The sequence below is a fragment of the Paenibacillus sp. FSL R7-269 genome (genome assembly GCF_000517865.1).
Taxonomy (GTDB): Bacteria; Bacillota; Bacilli; order Paenibacillales; family Paenibacillaceae; genus Paenibacillus_AQ.
Window position 1 is genome coordinate 47,209 of sequence record NZ_ASPS01000047.1, and the last position, 23,596, is coordinate 70,804.

Consider the following 23,596-nt stretch of genomic DNA (forward strand, 5'->3'; position numbering starts at 1 on the left):
GTTATCCCTCCTTCATTTTTTTATTGGTTAAGCGTGAAGAAGATTCCTCGACCGTCAGTTCTCCCGTTGCTACCAGCTCAAGTATTTCGTCCAAATTTTTATTGAAATCTGTAATCGGAGCTGTAGCTGCAGAAGCAGCTTTACCAAGCTGTTCTCTTACATATCCCGCTTGTTTATGTATGGTCGTATAAGTGAAGAGATCTGCAATTTCCATTATCCCGGGATAGATTTTTTCATATTCCCTGAGCATTTGTGATGTCAGCAGAGAATTGCCTCCTATACTACTGAACTCATCGTCGGCCTCTACTTTGTCTAATTCAAGTGTACGAGCCCATATGCCCGCCACTTCCAAATCGAATTCGTCCGGTTCAGTGATACCCAACAGTGTAATTTGTGTCCTTTTTTGTGGCACTGTATTGTGAAGCATCTTTGGCTTTTGTTGTATATAACCATTCGTTTTGAATGTCCTTCCAGGCATAATAACAGGTGGAAGCTCCTGGCCTCTCCATACAATCCTATCGAATAGCGCCAAAGCCTCATCGGTGTTCAGAGGGGTAAATAGTTCGTCTTCATCTACAGCATTCATCCGCCAGGCTATACCGGTCTCACGCCACGCCGGCCATTGAAGACTTAAAGCAGGTAAACCCATCTGCCGTCTATATGCAGCCAGCGAATCCATAAACATATTAGCTGCTGTATAATCCGACTGGCCGGGATTAAGCAGCAGCGAGGAGATGCTTGAGAACTGTATAAAGATCTCCGGTTGATCCTCCAACGTTACAAGATGCAGATTCAAAGCGCCATTAGCCTTCGGGGCATATACCTCGCGGAAGGTTTCTTCCGTTTTTTGAAATAAGAACCCTGATCCTGCCCGGCCAGCCAGATGAATAACACCCTGAATCGGTCCGTGGTCACTACGAAGCTCCGACATGAGAGCAGCAACTGCTTCAAAGTCTTCGATTCTAACTGAGCGGACCTCCAATACCTCTAACACCCGTTCCAACTCCAGCCATTGCTTCAGTCGCATAACCAGTTCAGCATCCATTGAGCTCTCAACTAAATGCTCCCAGGAATCCCTTGCTGGAATAGTACGATAACCTAATAAAGCCATTCGCTTTACCCCGCGCCGGGCCAAAAGTCCCGCTACCTCCATTCCAAGACTGCCCGTTCCTCCACTAAGAACAAACATTCCTGAATGCACTGGCACTGGAAGTGCAGCTTGCGTTGGCACAGCACAGTCTTCTACGACTGGCTCATAGGCCTGCCCTTTTCTGTAAGCCAAAAATGTCGGTCTGCCAACATCCGCAAATTCATCCAACATAACATCGCTAGAAGTCTCTTCGTCCTGATCGATACAGCGTAAGTTCATTGTCTCAAACTCAAGAGCGCCTACACGCCACAGGCCCCCCAAAGCCGCCTGCCCCGGATGTAGATCTGTTTCGTCATCGCCCACAGACCAGCCCCTATGGGTAAGGGCAATCACACCTGCTTGAGTCTTGAGTCTGGCGGTTGACCATGCCTTTAAGAAAGCGGCCCCCTGATATACAGCCTCATCAACCTCCCCCCAACTCTCAAGCTGGCTGCTGAGAGCTCCTGGAGTGTCCCATACAAAAATCGCCTGAGACAGCCATTCATTAGATAACAACTTTAACGGCTGCTCCCAATCACCGGAATCCGAGGTAATCTCAATTACGCGGTGTCCTCTCTCTTTCAGAGCCTGCAACAACCGCTCGTAGGTTCTGGAGATTCTTCCTGCCAGTACTACCGTTCCAGAAGGTAATTGCTTCGGCATAGGCAAGGGATAAGGACGGTAAACCTCTCTACGTCCATAGTTATTAGCCCCCTTCGTTCCAGAGAACGCTTCAGAAGCAGACTTTATACAATAATTACGGATCTCAACGACCAGACTGCCTTGGGCATCATACAGGTTAATATCGAAACGGTGAACAGGGTCTCCCTTTACTCCATGGGTCTTACGTAAATGCGTGAAAAAACGGGCCGGAAGACGTCGGTGTACAACTAACTTGCCGTAGGACAATGGTAGATAGAGTTCTCCTTCTCCCATCATATTGTTAGCCGCATTCACTGCGTTATCCATTAAAGCGGGATGCAGAGTATAGGCGGCTTCATCCCCCATATATTCAGCAGGCAAAGAAAGTTCGATTAAAAATTCCTCCGCAGAATCATCAATCATACCGCTCACAAAAGAATGAACCCAACGCCCCCCAAGCTCTAATCCTCTAGCCAAGTCTTCACTTGAGTCCATCGCAACGGACCGGTTCATTCGTGCCCTTATCGCTTCTAAATCAACCTTAGAATGAATGTCCGGCTGTATAATGTCTTCGTTATACCAGAACCCTTCAGCATGCTGTACCCATTCACCATCAGACGAAAGACTGGCAAACCGGAGGTGCGTACGACCACCGTCATCCTCTGCAAGAAGATGCAGCTCTTTAGAGGATTCGTGATCCACCATGAACGGCTGTTCAAAGCGGATATCCTTAAAATACAAAGACATGTCTTGCCCGTTATGTCTCCCCGCATAATCCATCATCATTTCAACAAGAGCCGTTCCGGGTAGTAGATATGTACCTTGGATTTTATGTTCAGCCAGCTCCCAATGAGTCTCAGGCCCGAGAATGCTTTTGATTAATGTGTGTCCAATGGTATGCACCAATGACGTACCTAATAAAGGATGGAGCGGGTTCAAGCTGGTATCAGTTCCATCCTGAGAAGGTTCCGGCCAGCAACGTATATGTTGAAACGGATAGGTTGGCAGCGGGATGCGCCGGGCTTCCAAATCGATAGTAAGCTGGCTCCAAGGAAGCTCTCCCCCTGCGATATAGAGCTGTGCCCATTTGAGCAGAACTTCTTTTGTCGGCCTGTGTTGACTACCCTCAATCATAGTCATCGCCTCATGGCTCATACGCTCCTGTTCCATCTCCGTTATATCTGTAGAACGGCGCCGATTCATTCCATCTGCAATGAGGCGGTGCTCCCCATAGAACAAGCATGTGTCAGACAACATCTCCGGTCCGTTGTTCGCATACCGTTCCAGCAATGAACATAATTGGTCACGGGTCTCGAAAACAACCGCCAACCGCAGATTATGATGCAGACGTCCCCGCGAAGCAGTCATAACTACATCAGCCAAGTCTACAGTAGACTCCGCTATACGGTTACTGTAAGCTGCGGCTAATTGTTTTAACGCCATCTCATTTTTGGCACTCAAAGGTAGCAGGAGCGGGCCTGGTTCCGTAGAACGTGAGCGCTGCTGTAGAACCGGAGCAGACTCCATTATCAAATGGCAATTGGTTCCACTAAGCCCAAAGCTGTTGATTCCTGCGCGTACAGCCTTATCTTGATCCCCTGGCCAGGATACAGTCTGATTATTTACATATACAGGAGACTGCACAAAAGGAATACTACGGTTGGGTATAGCAAAGTTTAAGCTGGCAGGAAGCACTCTTTGCTGCATGGCCAACACTATCTTCGCTACTCCCCCAAGACCTGCAGCATTGTCTAAATGTCCTATGTTTGTTTTCAAAGAACCGATCGCACAGAATTGCTTCTTGTTCGTAAAATGCTTGAAAGCACGCTGAATGCCGCTGACCTCAATGGGATCTCCGAGGCGGGTGGCCGTCCCATGAGCCTCAATGTAGCTGATGCTCTCAGCGGAGACACCCGCATCTCTCAAGGCCCGAACAATTAACATTTCCTGAGCCTCAGAGTTAGGAGCGGTAATTCCATTAGAAGCACCATCTTGATTAGCGGCTCCTCCCAGAATTACAGCTCGGATAGTGTCTCCGTCTCTTACCGCTGCTTCCAGTGACTTCAATACAAAAGCAAAGGAACCCTCAGCTGCCGTAGTACCTGCACAAGCATTATCAAAGGTGCGGGTATGTCCATCCTGAGCAAATGTATCTTGAATATCTTTTATGCCTACTCTGCTCTCCTTACTTTCTAACAAAGGAACAAGGTCACATTTGACAGCACCGGCAATAGCCATGTAGCATTCCCTTGATTGAATGGAGCGGCAAGCTAAGTACATGGCCATTAACCCCGAGGAACAGGCCGTATCGACCAATAAAGCAGGGCCTCTAAGATCTAAATGGTATGCCAACCTGCTTGCTATAATCGATTTAATATTCCCGGCTACCGCAACTTCAGACGCATCCGGGTCTAGTGACGTCAACATATGCCGGTAAGCTTCACCAAAGTCTGATGAGAATCCTACATAGATTCCAGTATCCGATCCCTGTATTTCCTTTCCCCCGTACCCTGAATCCTCTAATGCTTTCCATGCCGTTTCCAGGAAAATTTTCTGGTTAGGATCCATATACTTTGCCTCTTGCTGGGATATACCAAAAAAAAGAGGGTCAAAACCGGTTAAATCTGTTAAAAAAGTTCCCTTAACATATGCGTTTTCAGGAAGAGGGGACTCCAGGCCTCTTGTTTTTGTATAGTTATCCAAGTCTCGGCGTCTTTGTTCCGAGAGAGATTTAAGCCCCTCCCGCTCATTCACTAATAGTTCCCAAAATAACTCCAGATTTTCCGCTTCACCCACTTTACCGTCCATACCGATAATGGCAATTGCCCGGGAAAGGGGGCGCAAATTCTCGGAATGTATCACAAGCTCAGTGTCAGACGAGCTATCCGATATATCATTAAGATCAATATCATCAAGACTGAAAATCGGTGTTACCATCAACAGCCCTCCTTAGCCGTTGTCAAGTACTCTGGAAAATCCCGGTCAGTTTCCGATGCCTTTAATAACAAACTAAATCTTGTAAACTGTTCCTCTGGAGGAATGCCCTTAGTCATAAAAATTTGACGCAATAGAGCTAATGCTTCCTGCATTTCTTCGTGGTTTGGAGTACGCCCTTCTTTTGCAGCCTTGTCGTACAGGTTTTGGATATTTTTGTAAGGCTCCACAACACCTTTATGATAAGCCGCCTCATCCCAATTTGTATTACGTGTGCTTACCGCTGCACCCAGGCAAAGTCCCACCAGGTTTGGCAGTCGCTCTTTATTCTGAAGAATTGCCGCAAGCTGTGTTCTACTAGCTTCATTGTCTGCTTCATCATCGTAGGCATAGAATTTACTATCAGGAAATGTTTGTAATCCAATTTTTTTGAGAACATCCTTTGGTCCCATCTCCAGCCACAGCGCTATGCGCTCTTCGGATAATCGGTCAAGCACCGTGGTCCAGCGTACTGGTCCAGTCAATTGAGCTGCAAGAATAGACTTAATATCATCATCTTTCGTATACAGCCGGCCCTCAAGTCCATTCATAACAGGAATTGACATATCCCCAAACTTCATAGGCTCCATAGCAGCAACCATTCTCTCAACCGCACTTGACATAAAGGTACTATGGAATGCGCCGCTTACATTCAGCGGATGTACCTTCCCTCCTATGGCAACCAGACGTTCTCCTGCGGATTGTAGCCCTTCAGCACTTCCCGACAATACTGTCTGCAACGGGGTATTGTAGTTAGCGATCTGGACACTATATCCTTCAGCTTGTAATTTTGCCACTATCACTTCAACTTGGGACGCTTCAACATTAGTTACTGCTGACATTCCTGTCTTAATGCCTGTAGAGCATGCAGCCATAGCCTCTCCCCGAATTCGCGCCAGCCTGACAGCATCTTCAAAATCCAACACACCAGATGCCGTCAGCGCAGACAACTCACCGAGACTGTGACCAGCCAAAAAAGAAGGCTGAAACCCTTCCTTTTGAGCCACTTCAAACATAGCCACACTAAGAACAAGAATCGCAGGTTGAGTGTTTTCAGTCTGTGTTAATGTAGCGGAAGGTCCGTTGAAACACAACTCAGACAGATCAAAGCCCAATATTTCCGAGGCTTTCGAGAATCGTTGGCGCACCGATTCATGGCGCACGAATAATGTTTTACCCATACCCACATATTGAGATGCTTGCCCAGGAAACATTGCAACTATTTGGCTCATGAAGTATCTCCTTTTGATTTAGTTTTGCTAATCACTATATTCAGCATCTTTATTAATCGGTTCAGGTGGTTCCGTATAATTTCCGCCTTTAGGCGTCCATTATAATAAATAGCGAGCTTGATTTCTTCGTCCGCTCCTTCAAGTGCAAGCACGAAATCCAGGTCATTCAGCACACGATGCCAATCAAGTCCATGGTCTGTGATGAATCCCACTCGCACCCCGTTCTCTGCAGTGATTAATGGGCTTATCGTCTGTAAGAGTCGATAATCACTAAATGACTGAACAGCAGAAGACCATTCACTGAGCATCTGTCCAATATCCGAGCGTCTTCCAAAATCAAAATCAATGAAACCTGCTCTTTCCGAATCTGCTATTAACCAGATAGGTATTGTTTCTTGCCCTAATTCCTTGTGCAGGTATACAGCAAATAGAGACATTATGATTTCTGAGATGCTGATCTTATTATTCTCTGTCCCCATTTCTCTTAAAGTCCGAACCATTCCCGGGGTCAGAGTCGCTGCAAAACGCCCTTCATTCCCGGAAGAATGGTTGAACCAAGAATCTGCAAGGGTTAGTACACCTTCTTGTCCTGTAGACGCACTAGAAATGGAACTATGAATATAATGTCTCAACCGTGCAATCGTAGGATTCGCAAACAAGTCCGCTACCGAGACAACACCCGGGAAGATCTTTTCTAACTCAGCCTGCACCAGCACAAGGCTAAATGAGTTTCCACCCACATCAAAGAAGTTATCGTGGATCCCAATATCGCGCTCACCCACGAATGTTCTCCATATATTCAGCAGAGTAGTGTCCAATTGATATAGAGGTTCTTCGATGTTTTCATTACGAACAGTAACAATAACGGGTGCTGCAGGCAGAGCCTTCCGGTCTATCTTTCCATTCGGAGTCTGCGGAATGACAGACAGCTCTGATAACCTTGCAGGCACCATATATTCAGGGAGACGGTCTGCAATCCATTCCATAAGCCCATCCTTGACTATCTCCATTCCGGGTTTCGTTTGAAAGTACGCGGCTAATACACTGTTACCTGGGCCCAGCTCCTGTACCGCCACAACAGCATTGGCGATAGCAGGATGTTGTTTAATAACCTCCTCTACTTCACCAAGTTCGATACGATAACCGCGAATCTTGACTTGATCGTCATTGCGACCGACAAATTCTAGTTCTGACCCCTTCCATATTGCTCGATCTCCCGTGTGATACATTCTTCCTTCATAAAAGGGATTCTCGGTGAAACGTTCTGCAGTTAGCTTAGGATTATTGATATATCCTCTAGCCACTCCTGTTCCTGCAATCCAGAGGTCACCCTCTACTCCTTCAGGAACCAATTGTCTATAGGCATCCAGCAAATAGATTTGTGTATTTTGTATAGGAACACCTATGTTAATCTCTTGAGCAGAGGTCAGCTCTTTGCATGTGGACCATATGCATGTCTCTGTTGGTCCGTAAACATTGAATATCCTCAACGATTCGAACTGCTGGAGCATTGGCAGCACCTTCTTCGGAAAGGCTTCACCTCCAACGATGAGGGTCTGAATGGAACCCATAACCTCTTTCATCACTTGCGGGTCCGTCAGAATTAACTGCAACCGTGTAGGCGTCATTTGTAAAATGTCCACCTGTCCCTCACGTACAAGTCGTGCTATAGACTGGGGATCAGCTGTCTCACGTTCATCCGCCAGAACCACGCATCCCCCTTGAGACAGACAGAGGAATGTTTCTAGCAGAAATATGTCAAAACTAATGGTAGTCAAACAAGCTGTCCGGCTTCCCCGCGTCCAATTCAATGCCTTAGCCATACCACAGAGGAAGTTAGCCAAAGAACCATGTTCGATCTGCACGCCCTTTGGTCTGCCTGTTGAACCGGATGTGAATATTAAGTAAGCCAAATCTTCAGTGCTGCTCTGATTCTCAAAGGTACATTCCGTCTTATATTCCATTACATCAGCCGGATCTAAGGTAGGTATAGAGAAATGGGAGCGGCCTTCATAGGAAGCTTCGCATATTACCAGGCTCGTTCTGCTGTTATCTAACATGTAATGCAAGCTTTCATCTGGATATGACAAGTCCAATGGCAGCCATGCCGCCCCCACCTTAAGAATTGCAAGCATCGCTGCCAGCATTTCTGGTGTTCGAGGCAACAATATGCCCACTATATCTTCTTTGCCTATACCAATATCCGCCATTCTTGCAGCCAAAGCTCCTGCGCGGACATCAAGCTCCGAATATGTCCATTCTCTCTGCCGAAACCAGACTGCAGGCTTATCACTCTGTTCCTTAACTACTTCAGCCATGATCCTGTCAGTCATTGCTCCTGTCTGCTTGACCTCGGGCCCCATTCCTTTGCTTGTTAGTTCTTCCTCTTCATCTTCTCCTAGAAGTCGTATTTCATCTAATGACTGGGAAGGATTAAGAATCATTTCGTGTAAATAGCTCTTAAATTGTATGATCCATTCGTCAATTCTCGATTGACTAAATAAAGGAACAGCATAATTAATACTGGAGAAGAGTTGACCGTCCCGCTCGATCATCTCTAGCGTCAGATCAAAAGTAGCATGTTCCGTTGGAACTTCTTCCGGCACGCCTTGAATTCCACCAAGTTCCACAATTCTCTGCTGGCCATTCTCATAAATAAACATGACATCAAATAGTGGATTTCGCCCCAAATCCCGCGGTACATTTAAATCTTCCAATAACCTATCTAATGGATATTCCGGATTTCCATAAGCCTCCAGGCATCTTTCCTTAACGGACGCCAGAAACTCTTCAAATGATAGCGTTGGCTCCGGCTGTAGCCGTAATACCAGCGTCTGCGCAAACATACCGACTATGCCATCAAGATCATTGTTGTTTCTCCGGTTCCATGGAATGCCGATACAGAAGTCCGACTGAACTGCAATCCGTCCTAAAAATGCTGCCCAAGCTGCCAAAAATAACATGAAAGGAGTGGTTTGATACTTCCGAGCCAGTACCTTCACATTAGATAGCATTTCAGACTCTATAGTGAAAAATCTGCTTGCTCCCTTGAATGTATTAATTGCCGGTCTTAATTCATCATTCGGCAAGTTAAGCCCAGCAGGCAGGGGACTCAGTTGTTTTAGCCACCAGTCCCTTTGCCGGGAAGCCTCAGGACTTGCTAGAAATACTTTCTCTGCTTGTACATAATCCTGATAAGTGAAAAAAGATTGTTGTGGAATAGCACCTCTGGAAACTTGCTCCAAATCTTGCAGAATGATATCTATAGAAGCGCCATCCACAATTAGATGATGAAAGCAAAATACGAGCTTATAACAGCCATCATGATCTACCAATAGTCCCCACCGCCATAGAGGAGCTTGAGTAAGATCAAATGGGCGCTTCCATAGTACTTCAAACCGCTCCAAGCTGTCGCCATTCCGTAAATCGGCATGTATACATTCAGGTTCTATGGTTTCGGCAATAACATGGATTACCTCTGAATTCTTGACATGGAATGAACTTCGCAACATCAAATGATTGTCGGATAGGGATTTAAAAGCTTTCTTTAATTCAGGAATATTAGGAATTCCATCCATGGCGAGCAAGCCGCGTACTTGATAGGCTTCGTTGCCGCCTTTGAACCTAGACATGATGTAAACCCTGCGCTCCTCAGAAGACAATCCAAACTGAATCGGGCTGGATTTAGACATCTCATTCGGATCAATGGGGTCTTTGGGATCTTCTACCGCTCTGAAACAAAAGCCTCCGGCTCTCAGTGTCTCCACACTGTACCGCAATGCCTCCAGAATCTTACTTGAATCCTCATTGGTATGAGCTGCTGAGAAAAAGCAGGTATGCCTCTCCCACACATACACACCTGCTTCCATCATCAGACGGAAGAACAGATTAATTTCTAATGACAATACACTCATATCTGTAGAGACCCCTGTAACAAACCGGTACATCGAACCAAACTGTAAGGTTGTAAGGGGCACACCCGCTTCAGCAAAATAAGCATTAGAACGCTCAACAAAGCAGCGGGTGCGTTCATTAATCTCGTCAATCAGAGCTGTTCCATTGTCTCTCAAGCGCTCCAACACTACTTTGGAAGCAGCCATTGTCAGAGGATGCTTACAGAAGGTGCCTGCGAAGAAGGTTGTCTCAGCTGACGGTCCTGACTCATCGCCATACGACCAGTTACCGCCATCCACTGCATCCAGATACAGTGCTTTGCCTGCCACTATACCAATCGGCATGCCGCCGCCAATCAGCTTGCCATAAGTAACGATATCCGCCTGAATCCCGAAATACGCCTGTGCTCCGCCCGTATGAATACGGAAGCCTGTCACCATCTCATCAAAAATCAAAGCGATGCCATACTCTGAACAAATAGCCCTTAGATGATGTAAATATTCCCTTGGTTGAAGCCCTGGATTCCGGCTTTGGACAGGCTCTACCAATACGGCTGCCAACTCCGACCCATGTTTGCGGATAGCCGCAAGGGATTCCTCGCTACCATATCGCAGTACTACCGTATCCTCCACCATAGACTGCGGTATGCCTGAGGTCATAGGCTGGCTATAACCGCCATCAGCTTCTGCCAAAACACCATCAAAGCTTCCATGGAAAGAGTTGGTAAATTTAGCTATCATGCTTCTTCCACTGACCGATCGCGCCAATCGCAAAGCGACCATAACGGCTTCAGTACCTGTATTACAGTAAGCCACACGTTCCACATCAGTAAGCTCACGGATCAGCATGGTTACCTCCCCAACCAATTGCGATTGAGGTCCAAGCTCGAAGCCCTTATCCAGCTGATTACGAATTGCCTCAATAATAAACTCAGGCTTATGTCCAAAAAATGATACTCCATAGCCCATTGCAGTATCCAGATATTCATTTCCATCTACATCCCAGAACTTGGAGCCTTGGGACTCTGCCGAAACCAATGGATAGACTAATTCTTTAATGCTGCGGCTAAAGTTAAGACTTACGATCCAATCAGCCAGCGTTTCTCTATACTCAGAGGCATATGCTTTAGATTTCCGGGTGCGCGAGTTCCATCGAATGATGAATTTGTTCAAGAATTCTTGCTGACGCGGTGTTAGTGAATCCTCCGTGAGCTTGATGCCCCTGGAGCTAGTGATACTAACAGGCGGCGAGCTTGAAGCATTTTTTTTCTTATCTGGTACAACAACACCATTCAACAGGCGCAACTGTTCTTCCATAATGGTTAGCTGACGGTTAATAATCTGTTGCACATCATCAGAATTACTATTACTTTCTACTTTCACCGGAACCTGATAAGCAGGTACTGCTACCGTGTGATTTTTTAAGATATAGTTCGCCAGTAGTTCAACAGTATGTAATTCTGCAAAGAAGGTTTTTATAGGAATATCCACTCCGAAACTTTTTCTGATATTCTTCCCTAGCTGCACTAACATCAGAGAGTCCAACCCTAGAGTAAACAGGTTGAGGGAACCAGAGATCTCAGCGGCAGCAGCACCAGTCACCTGTGAAATCATTTCTTTAAGCTGCTTCTGAATTCCACTGGTGTCTACATCCCAAGCAGGCGTTGCCTCAAGAGTCGCTGCAACCTCACTTCTGATCGATTCAGATTGCAATATATTTCCGGGCAAAGCAGCAATTCTGTTATCGGAATACCACACTCTCTGACGCTCGTAGGGGGTATGCGGTAAATTGCCAATGCGAGCAGCATGTCCACCATAGAGAGCCTTCCAATTAATAGGGTACCCTAGCTGCCACAATTGCCCCATACACTCATGCATCTGTTTCCATGCTAATCGATTTTTACGCAAACTTGGCAGTACTAGAATATCCGGATTACTAATATTCTGAGCAACCAACCCACTTAGGGTAGCGGTTGATCCGATTTCTAAGAACAAACTCCCCCCTGCCGCTACCGCAGTGGTTATCGCTTCTGAGAAGAGCACAGGCTCTACTAGATGGTCTCCCCAGTAAGCCGCATTCATAATTGTATCTTCTGAAACGAAGGTACCGGTACAGGCGGATATCAAGCGCCGGGATGGAGCATGAAACTTCAGATTTGCCAGCATCATCTCCATCTTCCTTGCGTCGTCACGCATAAGTACGGAATGAAATGGATGTGATACCTCTAGCTCTTCAATGAAAATCCGTTTCTTTTTAGCACGCTGTATCAGATTATCCATACTGGCTGTTCCACCAGATACGGTGATATTCTCAGGGGCATTTACAGCGGCTATTGATACATCATCATAACCGGCTATAAGCTCCCTTACCTTGACTTCATCGGCAAGTACACCGATCATCCGGCCTTGGACCGGAGTTCCATCCATAATCTTAGCGCGGGTAGCCACCATATACACAGCATCCTCTAGACTCATCACGCCTGCTATGCAAGCCGCAGCATATTCCCCAATGCTGTGCCCAATTAGTAGATCTGGAATAATGGAAAGAGATTCCCAATAATGCACCAACGCTATTTCTATCGAGAAAATTAGGGGTTGGGCATACAAAGGGCGCTGCAATGCATCATTTGAGTGACCATACACTAAATCGACAAGGGACACATTGATCTGAGACTGGAATGCTGCATCCAATTCATCAAGCTTGTCCTTGAATACGGGAGCCTGCTGGTACAATTCACAAGCCATGTCATGATATTGTGAACCTTGGCCTGTAAATAGGAACACTATCATTCCCGGTTGTTCAGTTGCTTTCACTCCCACAGGCATCTGTAGTTCCGCCAAGGCTTCCAGGCGTGCGGCAAGCGTATCCATGTTATCGACACTGAGGGCAAGCCGGTGGGTTAGAGTTGCTCTGCCTATACTCAACGTACGACAAAGCTCTGTAATCCCCACACTAGGTTTGCGGCACCACTCAGCCAGAGCTCTCACATACTCACGCAGGGCCGGCTCAGTCCTGGCCGAAACCGTAAATAGATTTGATGGCTCCGAGAGCCCTACATCTGAACTTGTTAACTCACTTGGTACGTTCTCCACCACAATATGTGCATTAGTACCATTGATCCCCAATGAACTGATGCCCGCCCGTCTCAATCCGTCCCGGGCTTCCCACTCCTGTACCTCATTCACAATGGTAAAAGGTATCTCGTTCCATTTAATCAACGGGTTCCCTTTATTAAAGTGCAAGTTAGCCGGAATCTGCTTATAATGCATGGATAATAAAATTTTGCAAAGCCCGGCTAATCCTGAGGCCGTCTCCAAGTGACCTATATTAGATTTAACGCTTCCTATATAAAGAGGACGCTCCCTCCCACCGAATACATCTACCAGCGCATTCATCTCTTGGGGATCTCCTAGCTTGGTGGCCGAACCGTGTGCTTCCAAATAATCAATATCATCCGGCTTGAGTTCAGCATCAGCTAAGGCCTGACGAATAACCTGTTGTTGTGCCAGCCCGCTGGGTACCGTAAAGCCTCCACTCTGACCGTTATGGTTGACTGCAGCGCCTTTAATAACTCCCCAAATATGATCTCCATCTTTACAGGCATCCTCCAGACGTTTGAGAACAAGCACGACTCCGCCCTCACTCCGGATATAGCCATCCGCCGATTCATCAAAACTACGGCATCTGCCCGAAGGCGATAAGGCTTCCATTCTAGAGAAGCTGGCATGCCCTTCAGCTCGCAAAATCAGGTTGACGCCTGCGACCAATGCGGCATCACAAGTATTAGCCCTAAGCTGTAACATGGCCTGTTGCACTGCTACAAGTGAAGAAGAACAAGCAGTGTCAATGGCCATACAAGGCCCTTGAAGACCAAAGACGTAAGAGAGACGGCCGGCTGCACTACTGAGCATTGCTCCCGTAAAAGTGTATGGTCCAGGTGCATGCCCCAGATCCCGGCCAACCTGTAAATAATCGCTACCGGCAATACCAACGAAAACGCCGGTATTGCTGCCCTTAAGAGACTTGGGATTCCACCCGGCCTCCTCCAGCGCCTCCCAAGTCAGTTCCAGAAGAAGCCGGTGCTGAGGGTCAAGTGCCTCAGCTTCTAACGGAGAAATCCCGAAGAAGAGCGGATCGAATGCATCAATATTATCAAGAAAGCCACCCATGCGCGTAGTTAGATCCGCTTGGGCCTGTGGATCTTTCTCCCAACGCCATTCCGGGATTTCTTGTACAGGGTCTATTCCTTCGCTTAGCAGACTCCAAAAACGCTCCGGTGAATCCACTCCTCCAGGAAAACGACATCCTATACCTACTACTGCAATGTTCCCGCCTTCAGCGGATGCAGGACGTTCAGTTTCGCCGGATTCCTTAAGATCCTCCTGTTGCGATAATAGCTTTGTCAAAGCGCTAATGCTTGGATAGTCCAGAACTGCTGTACTCGATATAGCAACACCCAAACGCTTCTCCAAGTTTTCTTGAAGTATCATTAGCTTGACCGAACTCAGTCCAAGATCTACCAAACCAGCATGCATATCTATACCGCTGCGTCCCAATAGATTCTCTACTTCTTCTCTTACCACCGTTAACATTTCTTCTTTATGTAAGGGCGAGGGGGCTTGTGAAATATCAGCTGAAGCTCTTTTTGGATGTACCCAATTTGAATTATCCATGTTCCCAGCGAATTTCCCATCAAGAAAGTCTCGAATTAACTTATGACGCTGTACTTTTCCGCTCGTTGTTTTCGGGATTTTTTTGACGGGCAATACGTAGTCTACTTTCAGCCCTAACCCATCCAATACTTGCTTGCGAACAAATTCTATAATAGGCAGAAACTCTTCGCTGCTCTTTTTAAAATATACAAATATCACTAAATCCTCTGTGCCTGATTCAGGATTAGGTACACCGCAAACAATATATTGATTTAGCTTATCTTCTCCCATACCGCGCAGTATGGCCTGTTCGATATCATGAGGGAAGTAATTTATTCCGCCGATAATAAGCATTTCCTTCAATCGGCCCACCATAATCAAACGTCCATTGTGCAGGAATCCTAAATCCTGTGTGTCAAGCCACCCCTCTTCGCTGAGAACTGCACGGGTAGCTTCAGCGTTCTTGTAGTATCCTGAAGTAACGCACAATCCTCTAACTTCGATATGTCCTACAGTGTCTTCCCCCAATGTCCTTCGCATATCATCAGTAATTCGGATCTCGCTGTGCTCACAAGGCAAGCCGCAATCTACAAATTGCAATGCTTCTTGTGCCGTATGCTCAACAAATCGGACAGGCTGGCCCGATGCCAATTGCGTCCGGTCAACCGTATACGTTAATATCCCTTCTTCCGGCGGAACAACCGTTACAATGAGCGTAGATTCAGCTAATCCGTAGCCGGGCTTAATCGACACAGGGGGCAAGCCCCAGTCCCCTAGCTCTTTTGTGAATTCTTCACATAACGAAGTCGATATAAGTTCAGCCGCATTAAAGATAATTTTCACGCAGCTCAAGTCCCATTGCTCCGCTTGTGCAGTATCTCGCTTGAACCGTTTAAGGAAATGTCTGAAGCCAAAGTTGGGAGATCCCAGGATTGTAGCTCTATATTTGTTGACTGCAGAGAACCAGCACATCGGATTCCAAACAAAGGTATTCGTGGGTATACGGTATTGCTGCAAGCCAGCAACGATCGGAGTCAGATGGAAACAGATCATTCCGAAATCATGTGAAATGGGCTTCCAGCTCAAAAAGGAATCCGTATCCTGCACGTTGTTACTTGAAATAATGTCATAAATGTTGTGCATGAGGTTCTCATGCGTAAGTAACACACCCTTGGGATCTCCGGTAGATCCTGAAGAAAACTGAATAAAGGCGATGTCTTTGCAATGAATTACGGGGAAATAAGGTTCCCGTCCAGCGCACTCAATCTGCTCCGGGTAAAAAAGATGAGAGGACATCCCTTCATAAACTGACAACAGATTTTCCTCATCAGAGAAGGATTTCAGCTTATTAAACAGAGTATCATTGTCGGTGGTAATCCATGGCTGCTCCAAGATGCCCCACACTGTAAATAGCTTAAGCATCTCATCCTTATTCTCAGGAAAAGCAAGAGGTACCGGCACAATCCCCCCTAAAAGACAGGCCCAAAATGCTGCCACAAAAGCGCGTGGTGATTTGTACAATAACAACATCTCATCGCCAATGTTCACTCCAACTGACTGATAAGCTGACAGGAAATTACCTGCCTCATTTAAAAGCTCTGAATAGGAGAAAAAATCGTCATCTAATGCGTTGTTAAGAAAGTGTATCCCAACATCATCTCGAGCATGATCTCGAAGTGCCTCGACCAAGTTATTATATGTACACATTTTGACCTCCTTATGAGAGAAAGCTAGCGTCTGCGATATTTCCTCATCCCATAGTTAGCAATCATCAATTGCTGAATCTGTGATGTTCCTTCAATAATTTCAAGAATCTTAGATTCACGGAATAATCGTTCTACCGGATATTCGTTCCAGCATCCATTGCCGCCGAATACCTGCACTGCGTCAGACGTTACTTGGCGGGCCATAATCGATGTGAAATACTTGGCGATATTGGTTTCCATAACAGCACTATGATCTCCGGCAATAGATAGCTCTCCAGCTCTAATGCATAGCGCTCTTGCAGCATGGACCTGTGTAACCGCATCACCAATAAGACCTTGGACCAATTGGAACTTGCCAATTTTCTGTCCAAACTGTTCCCGGGTCCTTGCGTAACTCACCATTTCCTCCAACGCTGCCTGACCGATGGCCACACCGGCCCAAGCTATGCTGTAACGGCCATAGAACAGGGCTGTATTAACAACAAAGCTAAGCCCTTCGCCTACATTGCACAAAACATTCTCTGCCGGCACCTCTACGTCTGTAAATGAGATTTCGGCAACATGGGCTGCTCTGCTCCCTAACAAGCCACTCATCGGTTTGACTTCGACACCCGGCATTGTGCGCTCCACTATAAAGGCGGTGATTATTCGTGTATCAGCTTCAGCAGCAACGACCAAGATAATATCCGCTATGCCGCCAAACGTAATCCATTTTTTTTTGCCGTTGAGAATAAACATATTTTCTTTCTTTGTATACTGGGTTTTGACAGAAGAAGCGTCTGAGCCCGCACCAGATTCGGATAATGCAAAACAGCCTAATTTTGTCCCTTTAGCAATCTCTGGCAAGTAACGCTCACGCTGTGCGGAACTTCCCAGTTTAACCAGCGTCTCACCAACAAGTGAAGTATGTACTGTCAATAACGCACGTGTAGAACAACAGGCTTTGCCTATAATTTCAGTTAAAGATCCATAGAATAGAGGGTCTAGGCCTAATCCGCCATATTTTTCAGGAATAGCAGCCCCTAATAGCCCTCGAGAAGCCAGTCCATCAATAATCTCCCGAGGCAGATATTCTTGGCGGTCGAACTCTCCTGCTCTAGGTCTGATTACTTTCTCAGCATACTCTGTAGCTTTTGAAAGAATCGATTGTTGAAATTCCTTATGCATACGAGCCTCCTTTAACTTTTTCTATTAAGCACAACATTTGATCTACCGAACTAAAGTTTGAGAGCAGGATATCTTCATCCTTAACTTCTATAGCAAAATCCTGTTCGATAAAATTCAACAACTGCATAGCAAACAAAGAGCTGACGAAGCCTTTTTCAAAGATGTTGTCAGAGTCGTGAACCTCATTATCATCAAACATTTCGTTCATATTGTTTTCAATAAAAGTTCGAATGCGCAAACGTGCTTTTTCCGCAGTTTCCATCATGCTATTCCTCCTTTACTAAGAGAATCCACTTGAATATATGGCGGGTATTCTTGAATCTTCGTAAGATCGTTCTCAAAGATTATGATATCTTCAACACATTCACGTTCCACGAAGTTAGCAAACTGATAGGTCAATAACATCTGGCGGTTACGTTCTGTCCGCCGAAAAACAGCTCTTAATCCTTTAGCTTGCGCTTTGGCTTCTTTCATCAAGAAAGACAGCAGGACGGTTCCTACTCCCCTGGAAATTACCCGGCAGGACATCAGCAACAGATGAATAACCCAAGCCTCTTCTTGTACCTCTACCAGCACCAACCCAATCTTACCGTAAGAGCCGTATTTATCCGTCAGCTCACAAATCCACAAATGATGATGCGGGGAATTTAACAATTCCTTAAGTTCATCAGAACTGTACTGAACTCCCGTTGAGTTAAGCTGATTCGTGCGAACCGTCAATTCCTCTGCACGCTGCAGATCCGATTCGTTAGCTTTAGATATGGTGAATACCATGTTCAGGCTTTTCAAGAAATCAATGGGCGTACCTTGGTATACTAGCTCGTCCCCTTTGCGCTGTTGCTCCTCTATATACATTAGCCTGCGCCTGCAGCTATCCTCAGTGATTACTTTTGGCATTAGAGTTGCCATTCCCAGCAGCTTATTATAGTTAGAAGCATCCACAATACTAACTTCCGGATGTGCCGCGCTTACCTCATCCCGCTCAAAGATCTGGTCATCTATAAAAAGAATGGTGTCCATACCGATATTCAGGCTTTTTTGGATATTAGCTACAGAAATAGATTTGGGCCCCCATCCAATCTGCGGATAGAGAAAGTAATGGGCAAGTCCAACTTGTTCTAAGTACTCCATCGTTTCCTTATAGTTGTTTTTACTGGCGATAGATAAAAGAATACCCCTTGAGTCTAAAATTTGTAAAATCTCCGAAATACCCGGTTTCAAGTAAAGCTGATCTCCCTCAAGCAGTACCCCCTCCCATAGAGTATTGTCGAGGTCCCAGATTACACATTTTATGTCCTTCAAATTCATATTCCTCTCTCATTATATGTATAAAAGCCCCGACCACTTTTACGGCCCTTCAGCCCGGCGTCAACCATCTTTTTCAGAAGCGGACAACACCGAAACTTAGGGTCCTGATAATTTTGGTAGAGTACATCAAGAGAACGCACAACGGTATCCAGCCCGATTAGATCCGCAGTTTCCAGCGGGCCCATCTTATGGCCGTATCCCTGTTTGAATAATGTGTCAATCTGTTCCGGCTCAGCCACCTGCTCTTGAACCAAGAAGGCTGCCTCGTTCATGAACAAGTGTGATAGTCGGTTTGATACGAAGCCCGGAGAATCCTGAACTAGAACCGATGTCTTACCAAGGCTTCTAAGAAAAGCTTCGGAAGCTTCAATCGTCTCATCAGAAGTATGAAACCCCCGGATCGTCTCAACAATGCCTTTCAACGGCACGGGATTCATAAAATGCATTCCAATAACTCGCTCAGGCTGGGGAACAAGACCTGCCAGCTGGGTAATTGTAATACAACTGGTATTTACAGCAAACCTTACATTTGATGAGCATACTTCACACAGCTCTCTGAAGACTGCGCTTTTCACCTCTACATCCTCAGTGGTGTTCTCAATAATCCAGGATGCCTGCTCAAAGCCTTCATAGCTGTCACTAAACGTAATTCTGGAGAGAATGTCCGATATATTCCAATTCTGAAGATCCTGAGAAATCATCTTATACTTTCTGATATTCTGGCGAATGATATGAGGCGCCTTTGCCAGAGCCTCAGGATCAACATCTTTTACAATGACTTTATATCCATGGAATGCTGCCGTCGCCGCGACATCTCCCCCCATTACTCCTGCTCCTACCACCGCGACCACTCCGATAATAGAAATCATCCCTTTCCGTTGGCATAGTTGGATAAGAATATTATTTCTTGTTCAGAATATAAATTGCGCCTCCATAACCGAGAACACACCAAATGGACAAATTAACATAGTGCCACCAGTCCACTGCGAAAGTAGAAGCAGCCATAGCAGAACGCATCACTTCCGCCATTGAATATATAGGCAAGACATGATGGGTGAGCTGAAGCCATTCCGGCAGTCTATCAATCGGAAAGTTAATTGGTGAGAACATGAGCGTTGCAAATGCCAATACTTGAGAAAGCGCCATAGCAGCATTACCTGGCAACGCATAAGAAAAACCGGAACCAATTCCAATACAGGTTAGTGCAGTAAGCAGAAATGCCGGAACAATGGTCCACGAAAAATCAAATCCAGGTTGAAAGGTGAGCTGTGAAATAATGGTTGCAATCGATATTCCGGGTACCGTTATCATCAGCCATACCAATGTATCCGAAACAATAACAGATGCGCGATTTACTGGCCATGTGCGAATAAATTCAATATATCCTTCGACCTTTGAAGTAGCCAACTGTTGCGGTAAAATAACCAACCCCGTCATTGTCAGAATGATCGTTGGAGCACCTGTTGCCAGAAACAGCATCGAATTTGAATCAGGATTTTCAAACAGATAAGTAAAACCAATAACAATCCCTACTGAAACCATGATTTGAATAATGGCAAAGAACACGAGGAATCCCTTGGTTCTATTAAATTGCATAGCAAATACATAATTAACTTGCTTTATAAAGTTCATAGCGCCGAACCCTCCTTTCCTCCTGTCAATTTAACATACACATCTTCAAGTGAGGTTGGGGACAATGAATAATCCAGGAACTTCCCTTCGTCTATTTGAGACTTCGCCCATTCAATTACCTCGACTACAGTATTTGGATTTATGTATATTGCAATACGCCCATTATCCTGATTGGATGAAAGAGCCCAGCCCGGGAGATCCACTTTGTCTATTCCTGCGGATAAACTCGCTTCAATACGTAAATGACTGCTTATTGAACCCTTCACCTCTGACGGAGTACCTTGCGTAATGATCTTTCCTTTATGTAAAATGGCTACTCGATCTACTGCCTTCTCTGCTTCAAGAACGTTATGTGTTACTAGAATTACCGACACGCCTTCTTTGGTTAGGTTACGGATTTCATTCCAGAGGTATCGCCTACGGACAGGGTCCACATCATTGGTAGGTTCATCCAGTATGATAATTTTCCCGGCCTGCACCACAGACATGCAAAAAGCGGTTAATCGGCGCACGCCTCCGGATAGCTTGGTCCCTTCCGTCTTAGACCATTGGCTGATATCCAGTGCTTCAAATAGCCTCTCTGCCTGTTTTATGACTTCAGATTGTTTCCCTCCTCGCATTTCCCCCATAATAGTAACCGCTTTCAAAGGAGTCAGCTCTCCTAGCGGCACCTGAGACTGCGGCTGGATTGAACATAATTTCCGAGCACGGGCAGGGTCGTTAATTACCGATTCCCCTAAAACATAAATCTCGCCTCGAGTCGGCTTAGTTAAACCTATAATCTGGCTTACCAGAGTCGTTTTCCCTGCTCCATTGTGACCTAAAAGGCCTAAAATCTCACCCTCTTTGACACTTAGATTCAGGTCATCGTTAGCAAAGATCTCAGATCCACCTGAACCTTTGTAAATCTTAGTAACACCTTGAACATTAATAACCATAATTACCTCCACACCATTATTATTAATTTGTCAAAGATACAAATATGTAATCATTAATATATAAACCCATAATTAAACAAAGAAAAAACATATATACACTTACATAATTACACTTTTGGTTATATTGTGCAATACCTAACATGAAAATGTTGTAATTTTTTTAATATAAATGTCTAAAAAGGTACTTTTCATTCAAACAAAGTTAAAATCTCCATTTCCCTCGACCACTCTTAAAAACGAGTAAAATGCTATATTCGTCAACACAGTTATAACAGAATCATGAGCAACAGTTTTTTTGAACTAGAGTAAAGGGCTGGCTTTAAACCAACCCCTCCTCATCAAACCGTACGTCATCCATCTCCTCCGTTGGCTCTTCTTCGCTTGCGAATATCTACCTGAACTACTTTGACCGGTAGTTTAGTTGCCATCTGCAGCACTCGGTCCCGTAAGGTCGGGATGCCTAGCGGTCTGGGCTTCCCATCTTTCTTGGGAATGTAGTGCCGCCGTACGGGCTGCGGATGGTACTTGCCTTCCTTTAGTTCTCGCTCGCATTCCTTGAGGAATCTTGTTTCTCCTTGTTCTTTAACATCTGCGCGCGTTACGGTATCCACTCCCGCAGCTCCCTTATTCGCTTTCACCCGTGTTCAGGCTTCGCATAGTACATCCCACCGGTAGACTTTGTCGTACAAGGCTTGGAATTTACGCTTATTATTCTCCTTGACCGCATGACCTAACTTTCCTTGGAGTTCTTGAACTTTTTCCTTAGGTTTCGTTAGCCGCTTGGCATTCACTCATTCGTACCTCCTTGAGAAACGTAAACAAAGCAGGGCTCCTCCCCTCCCTAAGATTATGTTACCCTTAGGTTCTTGGAGTAAACGAAAGTTAATAATAACAAGAAAAAGACGACATCCATTCGGAAGAAACGAATGGATGTCGTCTTTTTGAGATATGATTGTGACTTTACCAGGAAAGGTTAGTTTTTCAGTGGCCTCGCTGTTACCGTATTGTTTAAAACGGAACATGCCGTAGAACCCTACAATCTCAACGGCATCCAGCGTCACATCGGTACTTAAAATGGCTAGCCATTCCCATTTTTCATTCCGGTTGCGGACAAAAACAAGCTTTATGGGTAGTCCACAAGCTGTTTGTACGATGACGGAGCCTTTAATGTCTTTTGCCCTCGAGGCAGGAAGGCTTTGAAATACCTCACGCAGTGTCAGTCGCTTGCCTTGCCCGAGATAACGCCGCTTCATCTCTTTCACCATACCAATAACAGGAAGCCCCTGGGCCGCAAGCTCACGAAGAAGTGGAGCTTGTGTAAACCAGCTATCCATAAGGACGTAGTCGGCGGTAAATCCTGTATGCAGTGCCTGTTTTAGCATAGCCACGACCGCATCTGGTTTCCGAAAAAAGCCTCCAGCCGGCGTTTGTACCCATGACTGCGCTTGGAGAGAGCCCTAGACATTTCGCATACCCGGTTGGTGATTTTAGCGGAAGACAGCATGACAAAATTAAGTGGAGCAAAGCTAAATTTCTCCGACCAATTCAGGGTTAGTATGGTGTAGCCCTTAGTGAATTTGCCCATAGAATGGTCAAAGACGCGTACTAAAAACTCTGCTTTTTTGCTACGGTTTCGGCTCAAAACGGAATCGCCGATAATGAACACACTTACGAGCTGAGAAGAGGTAAGCGATTCGAAATGACATACAATACGAAGACTTAAAGCCTGCAAAAAGCGTCGCCAAGCAAACGAAGCTTGATTTAAAAAACGGTAAACAACATCTTTACCAGGAAGATCTGCTGCACGGTCGCTTTCCAGAAGCTGAAACCAGTTCTTTCCTTCGAAAACTAACGAGAATACGATTTGAAAAATGGCTAAACTGGAAAGATCTAAAGATTTGAAATACCACTTGCCTTAAGGTTTTTCCAAGGTGAAGAGTGGCAAAAAGTTTGGAAAAGCGAGGTGTGTTTTGTAAATACAAGTAAACCTACAGAATTCTCCTTACGCGCTCAAGGGTTTAAGCCATTTTTCTAGGTGCGAAAGTTGAGTTAATAATAATAAAAAAACAGAAACCCTTGATCATTCAAGAGTTCCTGCTCATTTCCTAGTATGCGGTAGAGAGGACTCGAACCTCCACGGGTATACACCCACTACCCCCTCAAGATAGCGTGTCTGCCATTCCACCACTACCGCATATTGGTGACTCGTATGGGATTCGAACCCATGTTACCTCCGTGAAAGGGAGGTGTCTTAACCCCTTGACCAACGAGCCAAATTTATGTTTTTTCTTTGTGACAACAAAAATGAGTATATCAAACCTTA

At 45.6% G+C, this 23,596-nt stretch carries 10 protein-coding genes, 2 tRNA genes and 1 pseudogene; all 13 read right to left on the reverse strand.

What is annotated here, in order from left to right; all coding sequences use genetic code 11:
- Nucleotide 1: 1 nt before the first annotated feature.
- On the reverse strand, nucleotides 2–4,708 hold the full coding sequence (locus C162_RS20620) for a beta-ketoacyl synthase N-terminal-like domain-containing protein (protein WP_051493785.1): 4,707 nt from the start codon (nucleotides 4,706–4,708) through the stop codon (nucleotides 2–4).
- Complete coding sequence (fabD, locus tag C162_RS20625) at nucleotides 4,708–5,976, reverse strand: ACP S-malonyltransferase (RefSeq protein ID WP_036697191.1); 1,269 nt, start codon at nucleotides 5,974–5,976, stop codon at nucleotides 4,708–4,710. Before fabD ends, C162_RS20620 begins: the two co-directional genes overlap by 1 nt.
- On the reverse strand, nucleotides 5,973–16,229 hold the full coding sequence (locus C162_RS20630) for a hybrid non-ribosomal peptide synthetase/type I polyketide synthase (RefSeq protein ID WP_051493786.1): 10,257 nt from the start codon (nucleotides 16,227–16,229) through the stop codon (nucleotides 5,973–5,975). Before C162_RS20630 ends, fabD begins: the two co-directional genes overlap by 4 nt.
- 23 nt (nucleotides 16,230–16,252) lie before the next feature.
- Nucleotides 16,253–17,395, reverse strand: a complete 1,143-nt coding sequence (locus C162_RS20635) for an acyl-CoA dehydrogenase family protein (protein WP_036697193.1) — start codon at nucleotides 17,393–17,395, stop codon at nucleotides 16,253–16,255.
- A complete protein-coding gene (locus tag C162_RS20640; RefSeq protein ID WP_051493787.1) occupies nucleotides 17,388–17,660 on the reverse strand; it encodes a phosphopantetheine-binding protein in 273 nt (90 codons plus the stop codon). Before C162_RS20640 ends, C162_RS20635 begins: the two co-directional genes overlap by 8 nt.
- On the reverse strand, nucleotides 17,657–18,703 hold the full coding sequence (locus C162_RS20645) for an HAD-IIIC family phosphatase (RefSeq protein ID WP_036697195.1): 1,047 nt from the start codon (nucleotides 18,701–18,703) through the stop codon (nucleotides 17,657–17,659). The genes C162_RS20640 and C162_RS20645 overlap by 4 nt, the downstream gene beginning before the upstream one ends.
- A complete protein-coding gene (locus tag C162_RS20650; protein ID WP_200869226.1) occupies nucleotides 18,700–19,563 on the reverse strand; it encodes a 3-hydroxyacyl-CoA dehydrogenase family protein in 864 nt (287 codons plus the stop codon). Before C162_RS20650 ends, C162_RS20645 begins: the two co-directional genes overlap by 4 nt.
- A 40-nt stretch (nucleotides 19,564–19,603) precedes the next feature.
- On the reverse strand, nucleotides 19,604–20,335 hold the full coding sequence (locus C162_RS20655) for an ABC transporter permease (protein ID WP_036697200.1): 732 nt from the start codon (nucleotides 20,333–20,335) through the stop codon (nucleotides 19,604–19,606).
- Nucleotides 20,332–21,273, reverse strand: a complete 942-nt coding sequence (locus tag C162_RS20660) for an ABC transporter ATP-binding protein (RefSeq protein WP_051493788.1) — start codon at nucleotides 21,271–21,273, stop codon at nucleotides 20,332–20,334. The genes C162_RS20655 and C162_RS20660 overlap by 4 nt, the downstream gene beginning before the upstream one ends.
- A 644-nt stretch (nucleotides 21,274–21,917) precedes the next feature.
- Entirely contained in the window at nucleotides 21,918–22,064 is a 147-nt protein-coding gene (locus C162_RS36990; RefSeq protein WP_235218485.1) for a hypothetical protein, read from the reverse strand.
- A gap of 228 nt (nucleotides 22,065–22,292) precedes the next feature.
- Nucleotides 22,293–23,255 (reverse strand): annotated as a pseudogene (locus C162_RS37655) (IS4 family transposase); the annotation flags it as partial.
- A 129-nt stretch (nucleotides 23,256–23,384) separates the two neighbouring features.
- Nucleotides 23,385–23,467 (reverse strand) — tRNA-Leu (locus tag C162_RS20675).
- A gap of 4 nt (nucleotides 23,468–23,471) precedes the next feature.
- Nucleotides 23,472–23,546, reverse strand: a tRNA-Glu gene (locus C162_RS20680).
- Between the last annotated feature and the right edge of the window lie 50 nt (nucleotides 23,547–23,596).

Bases quoted from the DNA above. Each gene is read 5' to 3' on its own strand.
- C162_RS20635 (WP_036697193.1), bottom strand. From the start codon at position 17,395: ATGCATAAGGAATTTCAACAATCGATTCTTTCAAAAGCTACAGAGTAT.
- C162_RS20645 (WP_036697195.1), bottom strand. From the start codon at position 18,703: ATGAATTTGAAGGACATAAAATGTGTAATCTGGGACCTCGACAATACT.
- C162_RS20655 (WP_036697200.1), bottom strand. From the start codon at position 20,335: ATGAACTTTATAAAGCAAGTTAATTATGTATTTGCTATGCAATTTAAT.
- fabD (WP_036697191.1), bottom strand. From the start codon at position 5,976: ATGAGCCAAATAGTTGCAATGTTTCCTGGGCAAGCATCTCAATATGTG.
- C162_RS20620 (WP_051493785.1), bottom strand. From the start codon at position 4,708: ATGGTAACACCGATTTTCAGTCTTGATGATATTGATCTTAATGATATA.
- C162_RS20630 (WP_051493786.1), bottom strand. From the start codon at position 16,229: ATGTGTACATATAATAACTTGGTCGAGGCACTTCGAGATCATGCTCGA.
- C162_RS20660 (WP_051493788.1), bottom strand. From the start codon at position 21,273: ATGGTTATTAATGTTCAAGGTGTTACTAAGATTTACAAAGGTTCAGGT.
- C162_RS20640 (WP_051493787.1), bottom strand. From the start codon at position 17,660: ATGATGGAAACTGCGGAAAAAGCACGTTTGCGCATTCGAACTTTTATT.